General features: G+C 62.9%; 17 protein-coding genes. 8 read left to right on the top strand and 9 right to left on the bottom strand.

Going from position 1 to position 16,295, the window contains the following annotated elements; genetic code table 11:
* The 3 genes from cobT to ACSW29_RS27060 all read right to left on the bottom strand — a co-directional run bounded on the left by cobT (position 1) and on the right by ACSW29_RS27060 (position 2,404).
* Entirely contained in the window at positions 1–1,059 is a 1,059-nt protein-coding gene (gene cobT / locus ACSW29_RS27070) for a nicotinate-nucleotide--dimethylbenzimidazole phosphoribosyltransferase (protein WP_411742534.1), read from the bottom strand.
* A gap of 98 nt (positions 1,060–1,157) precedes the next feature.
* Entirely contained in the window at positions 1,158–1,745 is a 588-nt protein-coding gene (gene cobU / locus ACSW29_RS27065; protein ID WP_317826332.1) for a bifunctional adenosylcobinamide kinase/adenosylcobinamide-phosphate guanylyltransferase, read from the bottom strand.
* 2 nt (positions 1,746–1,747) lie between these two features.
* Positions 1,748–2,404, bottom strand: a complete 657-nt coding sequence (locus ACSW29_RS27060) for a DUF3043 domain-containing protein (protein ID WP_007730051.1) — start codon at positions 2,402–2,404, stop codon at positions 1,748–1,750.
* A gap of 134 nt (positions 2,405–2,538) precedes the next feature.
* Between ACSW29_RS27060 and ACSW29_RS27055 the strand changes: the two genes are divergently transcribed.
* From ACSW29_RS27055 to ACSW29_RS27045, 3 genes are all read left to right on the top strand, one after another.
* Positions 2,539–3,639, top strand: a complete 1,101-nt coding sequence (locus ACSW29_RS27055) for a glycerate kinase family protein (protein WP_448278737.1) — start codon at positions 2,539–2,541, stop codon at positions 3,637–3,639.
* Positions 3,640–3,755: 116 nt separating this feature from the next.
* On the top strand, positions 3,756–4,106 hold the full coding sequence (locus tag ACSW29_RS27050) for a HesB/IscA family protein (RefSeq protein WP_230813595.1): 351 nt from the start codon (positions 3,756–3,758) through the stop codon (positions 4,104–4,106).
* A 196-nt stretch (positions 4,107–4,302) separates the two neighbouring features.
* Positions 4,303–5,280 carry a carbohydrate kinase family protein gene (locus ACSW29_RS27045; RefSeq protein ID WP_448278736.1) on the top strand — a complete coding sequence of 326 codons (978 nt, stop codon included), beginning with the start codon at positions 4,303–4,305 and terminating at the stop codon, positions 5,278–5,280.
* A gap of 63 nt (positions 5,281–5,343) precedes the next feature.
* Here the strand turns inward: ACSW29_RS27045 and asnB are convergent, their stop codons facing one another.
* The gene (gene asnB, locus ACSW29_RS27040) at positions 5,344–7,269 is read right to left on the bottom strand and encodes an asparagine synthase (glutamine-hydrolyzing) (protein ID WP_019748911.1); all 1,926 of its coding nucleotides are present in this window, start codon (positions 7,267–7,269) and stop codon (positions 5,344–5,346) included.
* A gap of 320 nt (positions 7,270–7,589) precedes the next feature.
* Here asnB and ctaC point away from each other — a divergent pair, with 320 nt between their 5' ends.
* A complete protein-coding gene (gene ctaC / locus ACSW29_RS27035; protein ID WP_007730054.1) occupies positions 7,590–8,654 on the top strand; it encodes an aa3-type cytochrome oxidase subunit II in 1,065 nt (354 codons plus the stop codon).
* A 39-nt stretch (positions 8,655–8,693) separates the two neighbouring features.
* Positions 8,694–9,110, top strand: coding sequence for a cytochrome c oxidase subunit 4 (locus tag ACSW29_RS27030; RefSeq protein ID WP_230813589.1), 417 nt, complete (start codon positions 8,694–8,696; stop codon positions 9,108–9,110).
* A gap of 126 nt (positions 9,111–9,236) precedes the next feature.
* Here the strand turns inward: ACSW29_RS27030 and ACSW29_RS27025 are convergent, their stop codons facing one another.
* Positions 9,237–9,626, bottom strand: coding sequence for a DUF3224 domain-containing protein (locus ACSW29_RS27025; RefSeq protein ID WP_230813587.1), 390 nt, complete (start codon positions 9,624–9,626; stop codon positions 9,237–9,239).
* A gap of 66 nt (positions 9,627–9,692) precedes the next feature.
* Between ACSW29_RS27025 and ACSW29_RS27020 the strand changes: the two genes are divergently transcribed.
* Positions 9,693–9,989, top strand: a complete 297-nt coding sequence (locus ACSW29_RS27020; protein ID WP_230813585.1) for an antibiotic biosynthesis monooxygenase family protein — start codon at positions 9,693–9,695, stop codon at positions 9,987–9,989.
* Between the two features lie 151 nt (positions 9,990–10,140).
* On the opposite strand, the gene qcrB is transcribed toward ACSW29_RS27020, so the two are convergent.
* The 4 genes from qcrB to ctaE all read right to left on the bottom strand — a co-directional run bounded on the left by qcrB (position 10,141) and on the right by ctaE (position 14,471).
* Positions 10,141–11,745 carry a cytochrome bc1 complex cytochrome b subunit gene (gene qcrB, locus ACSW29_RS27015; RefSeq protein WP_230814115.1) on the bottom strand — a complete coding sequence of 535 codons (1,605 nt, stop codon included), beginning with the start codon at positions 11,743–11,745 and terminating at the stop codon, positions 10,141–10,143.
* Between the two features lie 59 nt (positions 11,746–11,804).
* A complete protein-coding gene (gene qcrA / locus ACSW29_RS27010; RefSeq protein WP_020908103.1) occupies positions 11,805–12,947 on the bottom strand; it encodes a cytochrome bc1 complex Rieske iron-sulfur subunit in 1,143 nt (380 codons plus the stop codon).
* Positions 12,944–13,795, bottom strand: a complete 852-nt coding sequence (gene qcrC / locus ACSW29_RS27005) for a cytochrome bc1 complex diheme cytochrome c subunit (RefSeq protein WP_020908102.1) — start codon at positions 13,793–13,795, stop codon at positions 12,944–12,946. The genes qcrA and qcrC overlap by 4 nt, the downstream gene beginning before the upstream one ends.
* A 64-nt stretch (positions 13,796–13,859) precedes the next feature.
* Positions 13,860–14,471: an aa3-type cytochrome oxidase subunit III gene (gene ctaE / locus ACSW29_RS27000; protein WP_007730060.1), complete on the bottom strand. Its 612-nt coding sequence runs from the start codon at positions 14,469–14,471 to the stop codon at positions 13,860–13,862.
* A 127-nt stretch (positions 14,472–14,598) separates the two neighbouring features.
* Here ctaE and ACSW29_RS26995 point away from each other — a divergent pair, with 127 nt between their 5' ends.
* Together ACSW29_RS26995 and trpD are read left to right on the top strand one after the other, a co-directional pair.
* Positions 14,599–15,087, top strand: a complete 489-nt coding sequence (locus tag ACSW29_RS26995) for a hypothetical protein (protein WP_317826336.1) — start codon at positions 14,599–14,601, stop codon at positions 15,085–15,087.
* Between the two features lie 113 nt (positions 15,088–15,200).
* Positions 15,201–16,292, top strand: coding sequence for an anthranilate phosphoribosyltransferase (gene trpD / locus ACSW29_RS26990; RefSeq protein WP_317826338.1), 1,092 nt, complete (start codon positions 15,201–15,203; stop codon positions 16,290–16,292).
* Positions 16,293–16,295 lie beyond the last annotated feature (3 nt).

The raw sequence follows: 16,295 nt of genomic DNA, 5'->3' as shown, positions 1-16,295 counted from the left end.
TCACTCCGCCGTATCGGTCTTGGTCAGGTCGATCGACCCGGGCACTTCATCGGGCGCGCTGCCCTGAGTGCTGACACCGGCCTCGGAGAATGTCGCCATCTTGCTCAGGATTGCCACAGCGCTCTGAAGAATCGGGAGCGCGGTGACTGCACCTGAACCTTCACCGAGACGCATGTCGAACTCGACGATCGGGTCGAGACCCATGCGGGTCAATGCGATGGTGTGGGCGGGTTCGGTGGAGCGGTGTCCGGCGACCCACCATTCACGTGCGCCGAAAGCCAGTTCGTCGGCAACCATGGCGGCTGCGGTGACCACAACGCCGTCGAGGATCACCGGCGTACGACGCGACGCTGCCTGGGCCAGAAAGCCGGCCATCGCGGCGAGGTCGGCACCCGAAGACGTGCGCAGCAGCGCGACTGTGTCGCGAACGTGCGGACGCGCGCGTCGGAGCGCATCGCGAATCGCGGCAGTCTTGCGGATCCACCCGGCGTCGTCGATACCGGTACCTCGACCCACGACCGCGACAGGTTCGCTGTCCGTCAGGGCGGCGATTAGGACGGTAGCGGGTGTGGTGTTGCCGATGCCCATGTCGCCGGCGATGAGAAGGTCTGCGCCCCCGTCGATTTCCTCGTCCGCGATTGCTCGGCCGGCAGCGATGGCCTGGAGGGTTTCCTCGGTCGACATCGCGTCTTCGCGGTCGATGGACCCAGAAGACCTGCGCACCTTGTGGTTCGCGACGGACGGATCGGTGTCGCCGTCCACCGCGATGTCGACGACGCGAACGGTGGCGCCGGCAACCTCGGAGAGGACGTTGACTGCCGCGCCGCCCCCGAGGAAGTTGGCGACCATCTGTGCGGTCACTTCCGGGGGATAGGCGGAGACACCGTTGCGGGCGATTCCGTGATCACCGGCGAAGACGACGACGCGAGGTCGAGCGAAAGCACGCGGGGGACAAACGCCTTGGCATGCCGATGCCCAACCGGCCAGAGCCTCCAGTCGACCCAGTGAACCGGCAGGTTTGGTCAGATCACGCTGACGCGCATCGGCCTGTGCACGCACCTCGCGGTCGGGCGGGGTGACAGGTTCGAAGTCGGCGCTACTGGCAGGCGCGACGTCGGGGTTGGATTCTGGATTGGCCCCTGAATTGGCGTCGGTACTCACATCGTGCCTTCCGGTTGTGCAGCAGTATCTTTCAAGACGAGCGGTAACCCTGCAACCACTAGTACGACACGATCGCACACCGCTGCGATACGAGCGTTGAGAGTGCCGATCTCGTCGCGGAACAATCGTCCCGACCGGGTCTCGGGGATCACGGCCAAACCCACTTCGGGGCTGACCAGCACCAAGGATCCGCGGTAGTTCTCGACGCTCGCGACCAAGCTGTCCGCAGCGGACGTGATGGTGCCGCGCGGTGCGTCCCAGGCGCCTTGCCGATCGAGTTCCGTGGTCAGCCACGTTCCCAGATCGTCGACCAACGTCGCTGTGTGTGAATCGCTTTCGAGCTGCGCCGCGAGGTCACCCGCATCTGCGGTTTCGACAGTCGACCAGTGAGAAGGCCGTCTGCTGCGGTGCTGATCGATCCGGCTTTCCCAGTCGGCGTCGGAGTTATCGCGCTTGGCTGTCGCCAGGTACCGGATCGGTGCCGAATCTTCGGGCAGGTTGCCTGCACAAACCAAATCCTCGGCGTGCGCGGACTTACCAGACCGCGCGCCGCCGAGGACCAAAGTTCTACAAGTGTCCGTCACGCTCAGATTGCGTCGCCCGGCCCCACACGAGGCTTCGGTGCGCGCAGCTTACGGATCTGCGACGCGCGAACGAACGCGTACCAGCCGAGCTTGAATCCGCCGTCGGTGCTGTCGGGGAAGCGCTCGGCCACGCGGTTGTTGATCATGCGTCCGAGCCAGATGCCTTCACCGACCATGAAGAGCATCATCACGAGCATTGCCAGCGTGACGATCTGCTGGAGTGCGGGCGTGACGAACATCGTCATGATGAGGATCAATGCGAGCGGCATGAACAGCCCGACGAGGTTGCGGCGAGCGTCGATGAAGTCGCGGACGTAGGCGCGAACCGGGCCTTTGTCGCGGGGGAGCAGGTACTTGTCCTCGCCGGCAAGCATGCGGGCGCGGCGGTCTGCCGACGATGCGCGACGCTCGGCGGCTTCGGCCTTGCGGTCCTCCTTGGAACCCCGGGTCGCCTTGCGGCGGGCGCGGGCTTCCTTCGCGGTCAGCGGGGCAGGCGCAACCGGGCCACGCCTCTTCGCTTCGGCGTCACGACGCTTGGGTGTTGGGCGGCCCTTGCCCACCTGCTCGATGGGCGCCTCTTCGGAGGCCGAGGATGCCTCAGTGCCCTCGACGTCACGTTTGTCGGAGTTGTCTGAGTCACCGCGGCGTAGCAATTTCACACCTCCAGGCTATTGGATAAGTGCACGGTCTGGGAAACCGACCTCGGTCTTTCTGAAAATCACAATCGCGCAAGACGCTCAAACGCTCGAGAAACTGAAACATCGGGGTCATTCGGCACTCTTAGACTTCGGCTATGCGGGTAATAGTTGCTCCAGATTCATTCGGTGAGACCCTGACCGCCGTCGAGGCGGCCGAGTCCATTTCTGCCGGTTGGCGACGCGGCCGACCCGATGACGACGTCGTCACCGCGCCACAATCCGACGGGGGACCGGGATTTGTCGACGTTTTGGCCGCGGCAGGGGGCGACATCCGGTCCGCGCGGGTGTCCGGACCGTTGACCGTGGGCGTCGACGCTCAGTGGCTGCTCGATTCGGGCACGGCGTACATCGAGTCGGCCGAGGCAGTCGGGCTCGGCCTGCTCGGAGGCCCGCCGACGCGTGAGAGCGCACTCGCCGCGCACAGTCGCGGTGTCGGAGAACTGATCGCGGCTGCGCTCGAGGCCGGCGTGAAGACGATCGTTGTCGGACTTGGTGGGAGTTGCTGCACCGACGGCGGGCGTGGACTGGTGGAGGCGCTGGGCGGCCTGGAGGCTGCAATGGTGGCTACGGCGGGCATTCAGTTGGTCGCGGCCACCGACGTCGAACACGTCCTTCTCGGCGAACACGGCGCAGCAGCGGTGTTCGGCCCCCAAAAAGGCGGTGATGCCGAGGCAATCGCCGTCCTCGAAGCGAGAAATGCGATGTGGGCAGAACAGTTGGAGGCCGTCACCGGAAAGGGAGTGTCGGATCTTCCGGGTGCCGGCGCCGCAGGTGGTATCGGTGCTGCGCTGTTCGCGCTCGGTGCGCAGCGGCGATCCGGGGCCGACGTCGTCGCCGATCGCACCGGGCAGGCAGCGCTATTGGCGTCTGCCGACCTGGTGATCACAGGCGAAGGCAAGTTCGACCACCAATCTCTGCGAGGCAAACTCGTAACAGCGCTCGCTTCGGCCGGGGCAGCGCACTGCGTTCCGACGCTCCTCTTTGCCGGCCAGGTGACGCTCGACGAGGCGGAATATGCGTCGACCTCGATCGTCGCGGCGAAATCGGTGGCAGGGTTCGCGGGTTCGGTGGAACGTGCGATGAACGAAGCGTCGGCGTGTCTTCAGGGACTCGCCGAACATACAGCGCGCAATTGGAACATCTGGCGCGGTAAACAGAGCACAAGATCCACCAGCGTCGACGCGCCGTTGCCGTGACGGGAAGACCGGATAGGATGAAGACGAATCGCACCCGGTAAGGACTGGCGGGAATAAGTCGGCAGCGGCGTACCGTTGAAGCGTTCACGGGTTGGTACGAACATTAGGGAGAGCCCATGACTGTGCAGAACGAGACCGCCACCCACGGCGTCAAGATGACCGAGGCCGCATCCTCCAAGGCGAAGGCACTCTTCGATCAGGAGGGGCGCGACGACCTCGCGCTGCGTATAGCAGTGCAGCCCGGCGGCTGTGCCGGACTGAAGTACCAGCTGTTCTTCGACGACCGCACGCTCGACGGTGACCTGACCGTCAACTTCAACGGCGTCAACCTGGTTGTCGACCGAATGAGCGCGCCGTACGTCGAAGGTGCGTCCATCGACTTCCTCGACACCATCGAGCAGCAGGGCTTCTCGATCGACAACCCCAACGCAACAGGCTCCTGCGCCTGCGGTGACTCGTTCAACTGAGTCTGTCGATCACAACTCAATTCGCAAACAACTGACGCGGAACCGACATTCGGTTTCGCGTCAGTTGTTTGTGGTGACCCGTACCCTGACGGTTCCGATCCGACGGCTCGGGTGCCAAAGGCGGCGCTACGGGCAGTAACGTGAACTTTTGCTCCTCTTTCATTCTTGTACTCACTTCGCTGAAAGGCCACGATCCGTGACTATTGCGGTAACCGGTTCCATTGCCACCGACCACTTGATGCGCTTTCCCGGCCGCTTCGCCGATCAGCTCCTCGCCGATCAGCTCGCCCACATTTCGCTGAGCTTCCTGGTGGACGACCTCGTGATCCGCCGCGGCGGCGTCGGCGGCAACATCGCCTACGCAATGGGCGTGCTCGGTGGATCGCCGCTGCTCGTCGGCGCGGTCGGCGCGGACTTCGCCGAATACCGCACATGGCTCGAGGACAACGGCGTCGATTGCAGTGCGGTCCGCATCTCGGACAAGGCGCACACCGCGCGTTTCGTGTGCACCACCGACGAGGACATGGCACAGATCGCGTCGTTCTACCCCGGCGCGATGAGCGAGGCCCGCGAGATCGAACTCGCAGCAGTGGCCAAGACCTCGGGTGCACTTGATCTTGTACTGGTCGGCGCAAACGACCCCGAAGCAATGGTTCGACATACCGACGAATGCCGCCTGCTCGGAATCCCGTTCGCAGCTGATCCGTCGCAGCAGCTTGCTCGCCTGTCCGGTGACGAGGCCAAGGCGCTCATCCACGGTGCGAAGTACCTGTTCACCAACGAGTACGAGTGGGGTCTGCTTCAGCAGAAGACGGGTCTGAGTGAGGAAGAGATCCGCGCACAGGTCGGCATCCGCGTCACCACTCTTGGTTCCAAGGGCGTGGAAATTGTTGATGCCGAAGGTAATTGGGTGCGCGTCGACGTTGTGCCCGAGACGGGTAAGGTTGATCCGACGGGTGTTGGCGACGGATTCCGTGCCGGCTTCCTGCTCGCACACGGCGCTGGTCTGAGCTTCGAGCGTGCTGCTCAGCTGGGATCGCTGGTTGCTGTGTTGATCCTCGAGACCGTCGGAACCCAGGAGTGGGTGTTCAATCGCGAGGAGGCTCTCAAGCGTCTCACCGAGGCGTACGGCAGCGCGGCAGCGGACCAGATCGCGACGATCCTGCCGCAGTAGGGCTCCGCCCCGTGAGTGGTTGAGGAGTCCGGAGACTCGCTAACCACTCACGGGGCCGAAGGCTTAGATATTGACCGGGTACACCGGTTCCTGGATCTGCGGCACGATGCGCTTCTCCACGAAGATTCCGTGCCAGACCATGAAGGTCAGGACGGTCCACAGGCGTCGGCTGTGGTCCGAAACGCCCTCGCGGTGATCGTTGAGCATCTTCACGACGGCCTGCTTGTCGAAGATGTGGTCGGTACCCGACTCTTCGATCTGCAGATGTGCCCAGTCGAAGAGTTCGGTGCCGCGAAGCCAGTGGCGCAGAGGAACCGGGAATCCGAGCTTGGCGCGGTGCAGAACATGGTGCGGCACAATGCCTTCCAAGGCCTGACGCAGCGCATACTTGGTAGTGTCCTTCGTGATCTTCTGATCGAGCGGTACGCGTGACGCGACGTCGAAGACCTCGGGATCGAGGAACGGCACACGCAGTTCCAGCGAGTTGGCCATCGTCATCTTGTCGGCCTTGACGAGGATGTCGCCGCGCAGCCAGGTGAACAGGTCGAGATGCTGCATCCGCGCAACCGGATCCCAGTCCCGTGACTGCGCGTAGATCGGCGCAGTGACGTCCTGGTGAGTCCATTCGGGGCGGAAATCGCGAAGGACGGCGCGGAGCTGAGCGTCATTGAAGCTACGAGCGTTGCCGTAGTAGCGCTCCTCGAGGGTCAACGAACCGCGATTGAGCAGGCTCTTGCCGCGAGTGCCGTCCGGGATGCGTTCGGACAACTTGCCCGCAGCCCGACGCAATCCCTTGGGGAGGTACTCGAACGGCTTGAGCGACAACGGCTCACGGTAGATCGTGTAGCCGCCGAACAGCTCGTCTGCACCCTCGCCGGACAGCACGACCTTGACGTGCTTTCGCGCTTCCTTCGCGATGAACCACAGCGGAATCAATGCCGGATCGGCTACCGGGTCGTCGAGGTACCAGACGATCTCGGGAATGGCAGCGGCGAACTCGGCGGGGGAGACCACCTTGACGACGTGCTTCGCGCCGATCGCTGCGGCGGATTCTGCAGCGACGTCGACCTCGGAATAGCCTTCACGTTCGAAACCGGTCGTGAAGGTGATCAGGTTGGGGTTGTGACGCATCGCCAGCGCCGCGATCGCAGTGGAGTCGATACCGCCGGACAGGAACGAACCGACTGTGACGTCGGCCCGCATGTGCTTGGCGACCGAATCCTCGAGTGCTTCGGCGATTTCCTGGTAGCGCGCCTTCTCGGTGCCAGGTGCAAAAGGCTTGGCCGGGAACTTCGGCGTGAAGTACCGCGTGAACGTGGGCTCCTCGCCGGGACGCACCCGAGCGAAGCTGCCCGACTCCAGGCGTCGGATCTCCTTGTGCAGTGTTTCCGGCTCCGGTACGTACTGCAGAACGGTGTAATGCTCGATGGCGCGCGGATCCAGCTCGGTACCGATGCCGATCAGATCGGTGAGTTCGAGCAGGCTCTTCTTCTCGCTGCCGAACGCGGTGCCGCCGGCGCCGGTCGCAATGAACAGCGGCTTGATCCCGAACGGATCGCGCGCGATGAACAGCTCGCGTGTGTCGGTGTCCCAGATCGCGAACGCGAACATTCCGCGCAGGCGCCTGACCGCATCTTCACCCCAGTAGTGGAATGCAGCGACGATGGCTTCCGAGTCGCCCTCGGTGAAGAACTTCGCGTCGTGGTCCTTGACCAGCTCGGCGCGGATCTCCAGATAGTTGTAGATCTCGCCGTTGAACGTGAGCGCGTAGCGCTCAGGGTTCTCCGGCGGGCCCCAACGCAGCGGCTGGTGGGAATGAGCGATGTCGATGATCGCCAGGCGGTTGAACCCGAAGACGAGGTGGTCGTCGTTCCACGTCCCGTGTTCGTCCGGCCCGCGGTGACGAAGGCAATGCATCGCCTGGTCGACCCGCGAGACGGCGTCTTCGCTGGTTCCGCCAGATGTCAGTAGCCCGAGCAGTCCACACACAGCGTCCGGTTCCTCGATTCAGAATTTTTTGTACAGAAGGCTCCCGGACACGAGTGTCGGGGAGAGGTCAACGAACTCTTGTCGAAAGTATGCCGCAGATCGACGTCCCTGCCGATCACGGCGGAACGAATCGACGTGATGTGCGTCGCCCAAACGACCTGAGCTGTTCCTGAGCAGCACCTGAGAGAGCTGTGTGACGTCCGCCGCGACACGGGTGAGGACCCGAGGATGGATAGCGCCCGGCTTTGGTCTACGCTGCGTAGTAATTGGGCCTTCCCTCCGGGCATGCCCTAGTTGAATTTTGTGGCGATCAGGAAGGCGTGAACGTGGCGCAAGGTCGGATCCTTCGGCGAGCGGGGCTGGCAGTATCTCTGGGCATTGCTGCCTTGCTGCTGTCGGGTTGCTCCATCGACAACGAAGTGCTTCGTTTCGGGTGGCCTTCGGGCATCACCCCGGAGGCGACGCGCATGCGTGAGCTGTGGACGTGGTCGGTTGTAGCCGCCCTCGTCATGGGTGTGCTGGTGTGGGGGTTGGTCTTCTGGGCCGTCATCTTCCACCGTAAGAAGAAGGACTCGCCGGAATTCCCGCGTCAGACGGCATACAACGTGCCGCTCGAACTCGGTTACACGGCAGTTCCCTTCGTCATCATCGCGGTTCTCTTCTACTTCACCGTCATCGTTCAGAACCATGTTCTGGACAAGACGGACAACCCTGACGTCGTCGTAGACGTCACGGCATTCCAGTGGAACTGGAAGTTCGGTTACCGCTCCATCGAGTTCGGTGACGGTTCCGCCAAGTACAACGGAATCGACGTCGAGGCCGAAGAGGCTGCCAAGACCGAGGGCTCCACTGTCAACGATCACGGCGAAGAAGTTCCCGGCCCGATCCACGGCAACAGCACCGAGGACCTGAGCTACCTGCACTACGACAAGATCGAGACCGTCGGCTCCAGCCAGGAGATCCCGATCCTCGTTCTGCCCACCGGCAAGCGAATCCAGTTCGAACTCGCTTCTTCGGACGTCATCCACGCATTCTGGGTGCCCGAGTTCCTGTTCAAGCGTGACGTTCTCCCGAACCCCAAGGAGAACCACTCGGACAACATCTTCCAGATCAGTGAGATCGAGAAGGAAGGCGCGTTCGTCGGGCGTTGTGCAGAAATGTGTGGCACGTTCCACGCGATGATGAACTTCGAGGTTCGTGCGGTTTCGCCGGAGGACTTCGCCAAGTACATCGAGCTGCGCAAGGGTGACGCGGAGGGCAAGGGTGGTCTGACGACCGCTGAGGCTCTGCAGGCAATCGGTCAGTCGCCGGTGGCTACGTCGACCACGCCGTTCAACACCGACCGCGAGTACCGTCAGGCAACCGTCGCCACTGCAGGCAACTGAGCCGGCCAGCCTCTTCACTGAACAAGGACAAGTGCTGATATGAAGATCGAAGCCAAGCTCTTCGAGATCCTGACGATGTTCTTCATTCTCGTCGCGATCATCTACGGAGTGTTCACCGCTCTGTCACGCACAGGTATCGAGTGGGCCGGACTGACGGCCATCGTCCTGTCTGCAGGTCTGACGCTCATCGTGGGTACCTACTTCCGCTTCGTTGCTCGTCGTCTGGACACCCGTCCCGAGGACTACGACGACGCTGAAATCTCGGACGGTGCAGGAGAACTGGGCTTCTTCAGCCCGGGTAGCTTCTGGCCGATCCTGCTGGCCGCCGCTGCTGCACTCGCGGCAGTGTCGCTGGCGTACTTCCAGCCGTGGCTCATCGCAGTGTCAGTTGTCTGTGTGCTGGCCGCAGCTGCCGGCCTGGTGTTCGAGTACTACACCGGACCCGAGAAGCACTAGTTTCACCTGCACTCGAACAGAGGCGCCGAATCCATCCGGGTTCGGCGCCTCCGTTGTCGTTGATGCAGGGTTGTCGTTGATGCAGGTGTAGGACGGACAAGCTTGCCGAGTATCAACCGCTGTCTGTCAATCGTGGAGCAGGTATTCGAGGTCGTAGCGGTGCAGACCGTCCACGACCTCGAGTTCGAGCGTGCCCGAGATACCCTTCAATTCGCCGGTTCCGGACCCGGGGACGATCTCGTACAGGAGCTTCTGGGTTCCGTCGATCATCCGACCGAACTGCTGCAGGGCGAACGACCCCACCGCTTCGTCGACTTGCCCGGTGACAACCTCCAACGCGACGTAGCCGGCTTCACCGTTTGTCGGGTCGCCGGCGGACAGCATGAGGCCGGACGACGTACCTTCGATGCCGCCGACGAATGTCTTGTCGAACTCGAAGCGGCCGACGCGTCCGGCGAGCTCAGGATCGGCAGGGCGGAGATCGATCTCGAAGGTGCCGCGCGCATGGGATGTCATGGTCCGAGTATCTCACCAGGCGGCAACGCCTCGTGGGGACTCTCGAGAACGTGCAACACTTCGCCTATGATCCTCGAACATGCCGTCTTGCAGGTCGATCCGGCGCAGTCAGCGCAATTCGAGTCCGCGTTCGACGTGGCCCGTGCCATCATCTCCGAGGTTCCCGGATTCATCAGGCTGCGGCTCTCGCACTGCGTGGAAGCGCCGGAGCGGTACCTCCTGCTTGTCGAGTGGGAGGACTTGGAGTCACACACCATCGGGTTCCGTCAGTCCGCAGGATACGAGAAGTGGCGAGAACTTCTCCATCACTTCTACGAACCTTTCCCGACGGTCGAGCACTATTCGTCCGTCTTCGAGGTCTGAGATTGGGCGTACTGCCCTTCAAGCCGGCCTCATACGGCGGACCGGGGGAGTGGTAACCCCCCTTAGTGGTTCTCCAAACTGAATCGCTCAGAGAACGAGTGAGGCCCCGAACCGGAATCCGGTTCGGGGCCTCACTGGTCAGCTGTTGTTCTTAGTGGAGCTCTCCACCCGAACCGTTGGACTTGCCATTGGTTCGGTTCTGGTAGTCCAGAAGGATCTGAAGCTGCTCGTGCTCAGCTTCGTGGTGAGCGGCTTCGAGAGCCTCGCTCTCCTCGACCGGGTCAGCGGTGATCAGGCTACCGCTACCTGGCTTACCGGCGAGACCGAGCTTGTTCATCTTCTTCGGGACAGCTGCACCCTGGTACTCGAGCGGGATCGGGTGTCCGTGCTCGTCGACGGGGCCGAGCGGCTGGTGGATCTCGATGTACTGGCCGTTCGGCATCCGCTTGATGATGCCGGTCTCGATGCCGTGCTCGAGGACTGCACGGTCACTACGCTGCAGGCCGATGCAGAACCGGTAGGTCACGAAGTACGCGATGGGCGGAAGGAGAACCATGCCGATACGGCCGATCCACGTCATTGCGTTCAGCGAGATGTGCAGGTGGTACGCGATGATGTCGTTGATGCAGGAGATCGTGAGCACCAGGTAGAAGGCGATCGACATCGCACCGATAGCGGTACGGACCGGCACGTCGCGCGGGCGCTGCAGGATGTTGTGGTGAGCGTCGTCTCCGGTGAGGCGCTTCTCGATCCACGGGTACGCGATCAACAGTGCGAAGACGAGGCCCATGATCAGGGCGACGGCAAACACAGCGGGAATCGTGTAGCGATTGAACAGGTAGATCTCCCACGCCGGCCACAGTCGAGCAAGGCCGTCCGTCCACATCATGTAGATATCAGGCTGCGAACCGGCAGAGACCTGAGACGGGTTGTACGGACCGATGTTCCACACGGGGTTGATCTGGAACAGACCACCGAGCAGTGCGAGCACGCCGAAGGTCATGGCGAAGAACGCGCCACCCTTCATCGCGAACACCGGGAGGATACGGACGCCGACGACGTTCTGCTCCGTACGGCCTGGGCCGGGGAACTGCGTGTGCTTCTGGTACCAGACCAACGCGAGGTGGCCGGCGATCAGGGCCAGGATGATGCCCGGGAACAGCAGCACGTGGGCGACGTAGAGGCGCGGAATGATGAGGTCGCCGGGGAAGTCGCCGTCGAAGATCAGCCAGTGCATCCAGGTACCGACGATCGGGATACTCATCGTGATACCACCGAAAGCGGCGCGAAGGCCGGTGCCCGAGAGCAGGTCGTCGGGGATGGTGTAGCCGAAGAAGCCTTCGAACATCGCCAGGATGAGCAGCAGGCAGCCGATGACCCAGTTCGCCTCACGCGGACGACGGAATGCGCCGGTGAAGAAGATGCGAGCGAGGTGAACGATGATCGACGCCGCGAACATCAGTGCAGCCCAGTGGTGAATCTGGCGAACGAAGAGACCGCCGCGCACCTCGAAGGAGATGTTGAGGGTGGTCTCGTAGGCACGAGACATCGTGACACCGCGTAGCGGCTGGTATGCGCCCTGGTAGACGACGTGTGCCATCGACGGATCGAAGAACAGTGTCAGGAACACACCGGAGATCAGCAGGATCACGAAGCTGTAGAGCGCGATCTCGCCGAGCATGAAGGACCAGTGCGTCGGGAAGACCTTGTTGATCTGCCGGCGCATGCCTGCAGCGAGGTGGTAGCGGGAGTCCATAGCCTCCGCTTGTCCAGCCGCTGCCGCGCTGATCTTGGACGGTTTGGTTGTTGTTGTGGTCACGGTCGACGCTCCCAAAATGCCGGGCCGAGTGCTTCGATGAAGTCACCGTCGGCGACCAGGAAGCCCTCTTCGTTCACTGTAATAGGCAACTGCGGAAGTGCGCGAGCAGCGGGACCGAAGATCGGCTTGCCGTAGGTCAGTGCGTCGAACTGCGACTGGTGGCAGGGGCACAGAATACGGTTGCTCTGCTGTTCGTAGAGCGAGGTGGGGCAACCCAGGTGGGTGCAGATCTTCGAGTACGCGAAGTAATCGCCGTAGTTGAAGCTTTCCTGGCCCTTACGCTTGGTGACACGCGCGGTGTCTTCCGTGCGGAGGCGAATGAGCATCACCGAGTTACGAATGCCGCGCAGTGCAGCGAGCAGAGCGTGCTCGTCGCCACGGTCGGACTCGCGGAACGGGAAGACCGTTTCCATCGATCCGGCATCGAGATCTTCCGGGCGAACGAGGACGATGTCCTCGGGACGGCCGGTGTCACGACGCAGGTAGATTGTCTCGCCCGGGTAGTTCGGGGTCCAGCCGGACACCCACAGAGGTGAGTCGTCGCCCTTGGCCCACGGGTTCTTGATGAGTCCGCCGAGGGGCATGACCATCATGACGCCGAGTGCGCCACCGCCGAACATCAAGCTGCGCTTGATGGCCTTGCGGCGGGGGAGGGTGGACGTATCGAGGGTGTCGCCGAGTTCGGCAACGATCGTGCGACGATCGACCTCTGTGGAACCACCGTCGTGGCGGTCCTGGATCGAAACCTCTTCGGGGATGAACTTCTTCGTGAACTGGACGGCACCGATGCCGACGCCGAGGATCGCCAGACCCATGGTCAGGCCGATCAGCGGGGTGTACAGACTGTACTTGCCGTAGTTCTCGTCACCGGCGCCGGCGTACTCCCAGGGCCAGAACAGGTAGATCGCGATGAACGCGATCGCCGAAACGCCGGCGAGGCCGAACCAGAAGGCGACGTTGCGCTCTGCGCGCTTCTCCGCCCTGGTTCCCTTTACCGACCAACGATCACGGCGGTAGACGACGTCGACGCCATCGAGATTGGTACCCAGCTTGACCAGGTCGTCGCGTGACATCGCGTCGAGCTCTTCATCTGTGTACTTCTTAGGCGTATCGCCGCCATGCTGGCCAGCGTCGCTCATGACCTTGCTCCGATCCACAATGCTGCACCGACGACAGCGATGATTCCGACGGCCCACATGGCGAGACCCTCAGAGGCCGGACCGAGGCCACCGAGCCCGTACCCACCGGGGTCCTTCGATTCGCCCGACGACTTGACGTAGGCGATGATGTCCTTCTTCTCCTCGATCGTCAGCTGACGATCCGAGAACTTCGGCATGTTCTGGGGGCCGGTAACCATGGCAGCGTAGATCTGCTGCTCGCTGGCCGGATCCAGGACCGGGGCGTACTTGCCCGAGGACAGTGCGCCGCCGCGGCCGGTGAAGTTGTGGCAAGAAGCGCAGTTGAGCCGGAAGAGCTCACTGCCGCGTCCGATGTCGCCACCGCGCAGCGAGGACTGGGCGATTTCGCCGTTCTCGTCGCGGATGAGCGTCGGGCCGCCGCCGTTGGCCTGGATGAAAGCGCCGAGTGCGTCGGTCTGCGCAGCATCGAACTTGGGGTCCTTGCGTGCAGCCTGGGCCTCGTTGCGAGCTGCGGGCATACGACCAGAGGAGACCTGGAAGTACACGGCTGCTTCGCCGACGCCGATGAGGCTGGGACCGCGGTCCTGCACGCCCTGCAAGTTCGCGCCGTGGCACGTGATGCATGACGTGTCGTAGAGCTGCTTGCCTTCACGAATCAGGGCTGCTGAATCGTCACTGGCGGTCGCAACCTGCGGAGCTGGTGTCAACGCCGAAGCGAGGAAACCTGCGCTGATCAATCCCATCATCAATACGAGCGCGCCGGTAACGCGCCGGCGGATTTTCCGCTGGCGACGCGACTTCGCGGCATTCGCTGAGTTATCGGATGCGGGAGGGGGGGATGAACTCATCTGTATCCCTTTGGTATGTCGGGACGGAACTGGACGTCAGGGGCTGCCTGGGGCGTACAGCTGATTAACGGATGAAATAAATCGTGGCAAACAGCGCGATCCACACGATGTCGACAAAGTGCCAGTAGTACGAAACAACGATCGCGGCGGTGGCCTGGGCGGGCGTGAACTTGCTGACCCTGGTACGTGCGATCAAGAAGACGAAGGCGATGAGACCGCCGATGACGTGCAGACCGTGGAAGCCGGTGGTCATGTAGAACACCGAGCCGTACACGCTGCTCGAAATCGTGGTGCCCTCGTGCACGAGGTGGTAGTACTCGTAACCCTGGCCGGCGACGAAGAACGCCCCCATGACCAAGGTGATGGTGTACCAGCGACGAAGTCCGAAGACGTCGCCACGCTCAGCCGCGAAGACACCCATCTGGCAGGTGAACGAAGATGCGATCAGCACCAAGGTCACCGGCACGGCCAGATACAGGTTCAATTCGGTTGGCTCCGGCGGCCAATTTCCGTTCGCCTGAGCTCGTGCCACGAAGTACATGGCAAAGAGCCCTGCGAAGAACATGAGCTCACTTGACAACCACACGATGGTGCCAACGCTGACCATATTCGGCCGGTTCAGCGAGTGCACGCGTTGGGTGATTGCCGATCCTGAAGTCCCTACTGCGCTCGTCACAGACAGAAGTATGACGCTTCGTCGTAAGAGACGACCACTCGGGTCCACCATCGGCGCGTCGCTCGGCTCGAGTTCGCGGGATCGGGCGGCGAACGCGCTGGTGGCGTGGTCGGAATATGCTGGCGCGATGGCAGCTGCACACAAGAGTAGACCGTGGTTCCTGAGAATTTTCGGCACGAAGATTCCGGCACCGCTCGATGCAGGGCGGATGGATCTGGTCGTCGTTGCCGAATGCTTCGACGACGCCGAGGCGAGCTCGACGGCTCTCGAACGTGCCGCCTCCACCGAACCGGAGTTCCGGGCGGAGTCCGAGGTGGTTCTGCGGCACCATCTGGACCTGCCGGAGGGTTCGGTTGTCGAAGCCGAGAGCATCGTCGCCCAGGACGGATATTTGCCAGGCGCGAGTCGGCCCGAGGACGTGACTCGGGCGGTCGAGAATTCGGTTCGCATCATCTTCGAGCGTGTCCAGGTGCTTGACGCCCTGCATTGCTCCCAGGAGCGATCACGAATGGCCGGTCTGGCGCAGCGACTCGGTGGTTCGGTCGCCGGGTGGGACGCGCTTCAGCCCCCAGCCCTTGCGGAGGCGACGCCCAAACGCGGTCGCCGAAAGTCCTGAGCGGCCCTATTCGGTTTCCTCGCTACCTCACTGACTAGGCTGCGATGGTCATCGACAGCACGAAATGACAGCACGAAACACAGCCCACATGAACGACAGGGGACCAAGGCACTATGGCCGGCACCGACGCAACCAACGCCGTGAACGTCGATTCGAGTGCCGTGGTGCGGTCCTGGCCGATGATTCTCGGTTTGCTCACGGACGGCAGCGACTTGTCGGAAGCCGACAGTCGGTGGGCGATGGGCGAGATCATGTCGGACAACGCCACTTCCGCTCAGATCGCAGCTTTCGGCGTCGGGCTGAAGATGAAGGGTGAAACTCCCGCGGAGTTGGAAGGGCTCGCTGCCGCGATGCTCGAACACTCCCGGCGCGTGCCGGTCGATTCCGACGTCGTCGACATCGTCGGTACGGGCGGTGACCGCTCCAACACCGTCAACATCTCGACGATGGCCTCGATCGTGGTTGCCGCGTCCGGTGTGCGAGTTGTCAAGCACGGCAACCGCGCTGCTTCGTCCAAGAGCGGCGGAGCCGACGTGCTCGAGGCGCTCGGCGTTCGCATCAACCTCGGGCCGGAGCAGGTGGCGAGGTGTGTCGAGGAGGTCGGCATCGGCTTCTGCTTCGCGCCCGTCTTCCATCCCGCACTGCGCTTTGCCGCTGTGCCCCGCAAGGAAATCGGCATCCCGACGGCGTTCAACGTGCTCGGTCCACTGACCAACCCGGCTCGCCCGCGCGCCGGCCTGATCGGGTGCGCATTTCCGAAGCTGATCTCGGTTGTCGCGGGAGTACTTGCGCAGCGCGGCAATTCGGCGTTGGTGGTGCGCGGAGACGACGGACTCGACGAACTGACCACCTCCACGACTTCGACGGTCCACATCGTCGGCGGTGGAAGTGTGCGAACCGTCACGTTGGATCCGCGTGATCTCGGAATCGACCGCGTTCCTCTCGAAGAGTTGCGCGGAGGAGACGCCGAAGTCAACGCCACGGTGGCGCGAACGCTGCTCTCCGGGCAGAAGGGCCCCGTCCGGGACGCGGTCTTGCTGAATGCGGGAGCAGCCATCGCGGCATTCAACGGTGTCGGCGACGACCTCGAGGGTGCGATCTCTGCCGGGATGAACGCCGCCGCTGCCGCGATCGACAGTGGCGCGGGGGCTGAATTGCTTCACAAGTGGGCGGCACTCACCGTCGATCTGGCTGACCAAGCCTGATCG

Source organism: Rhodococcus sp. GB-02 (assembly GCF_053470465.1).
This window is presented reverse-complemented; position numbering and strand designations above follow the sequence as displayed.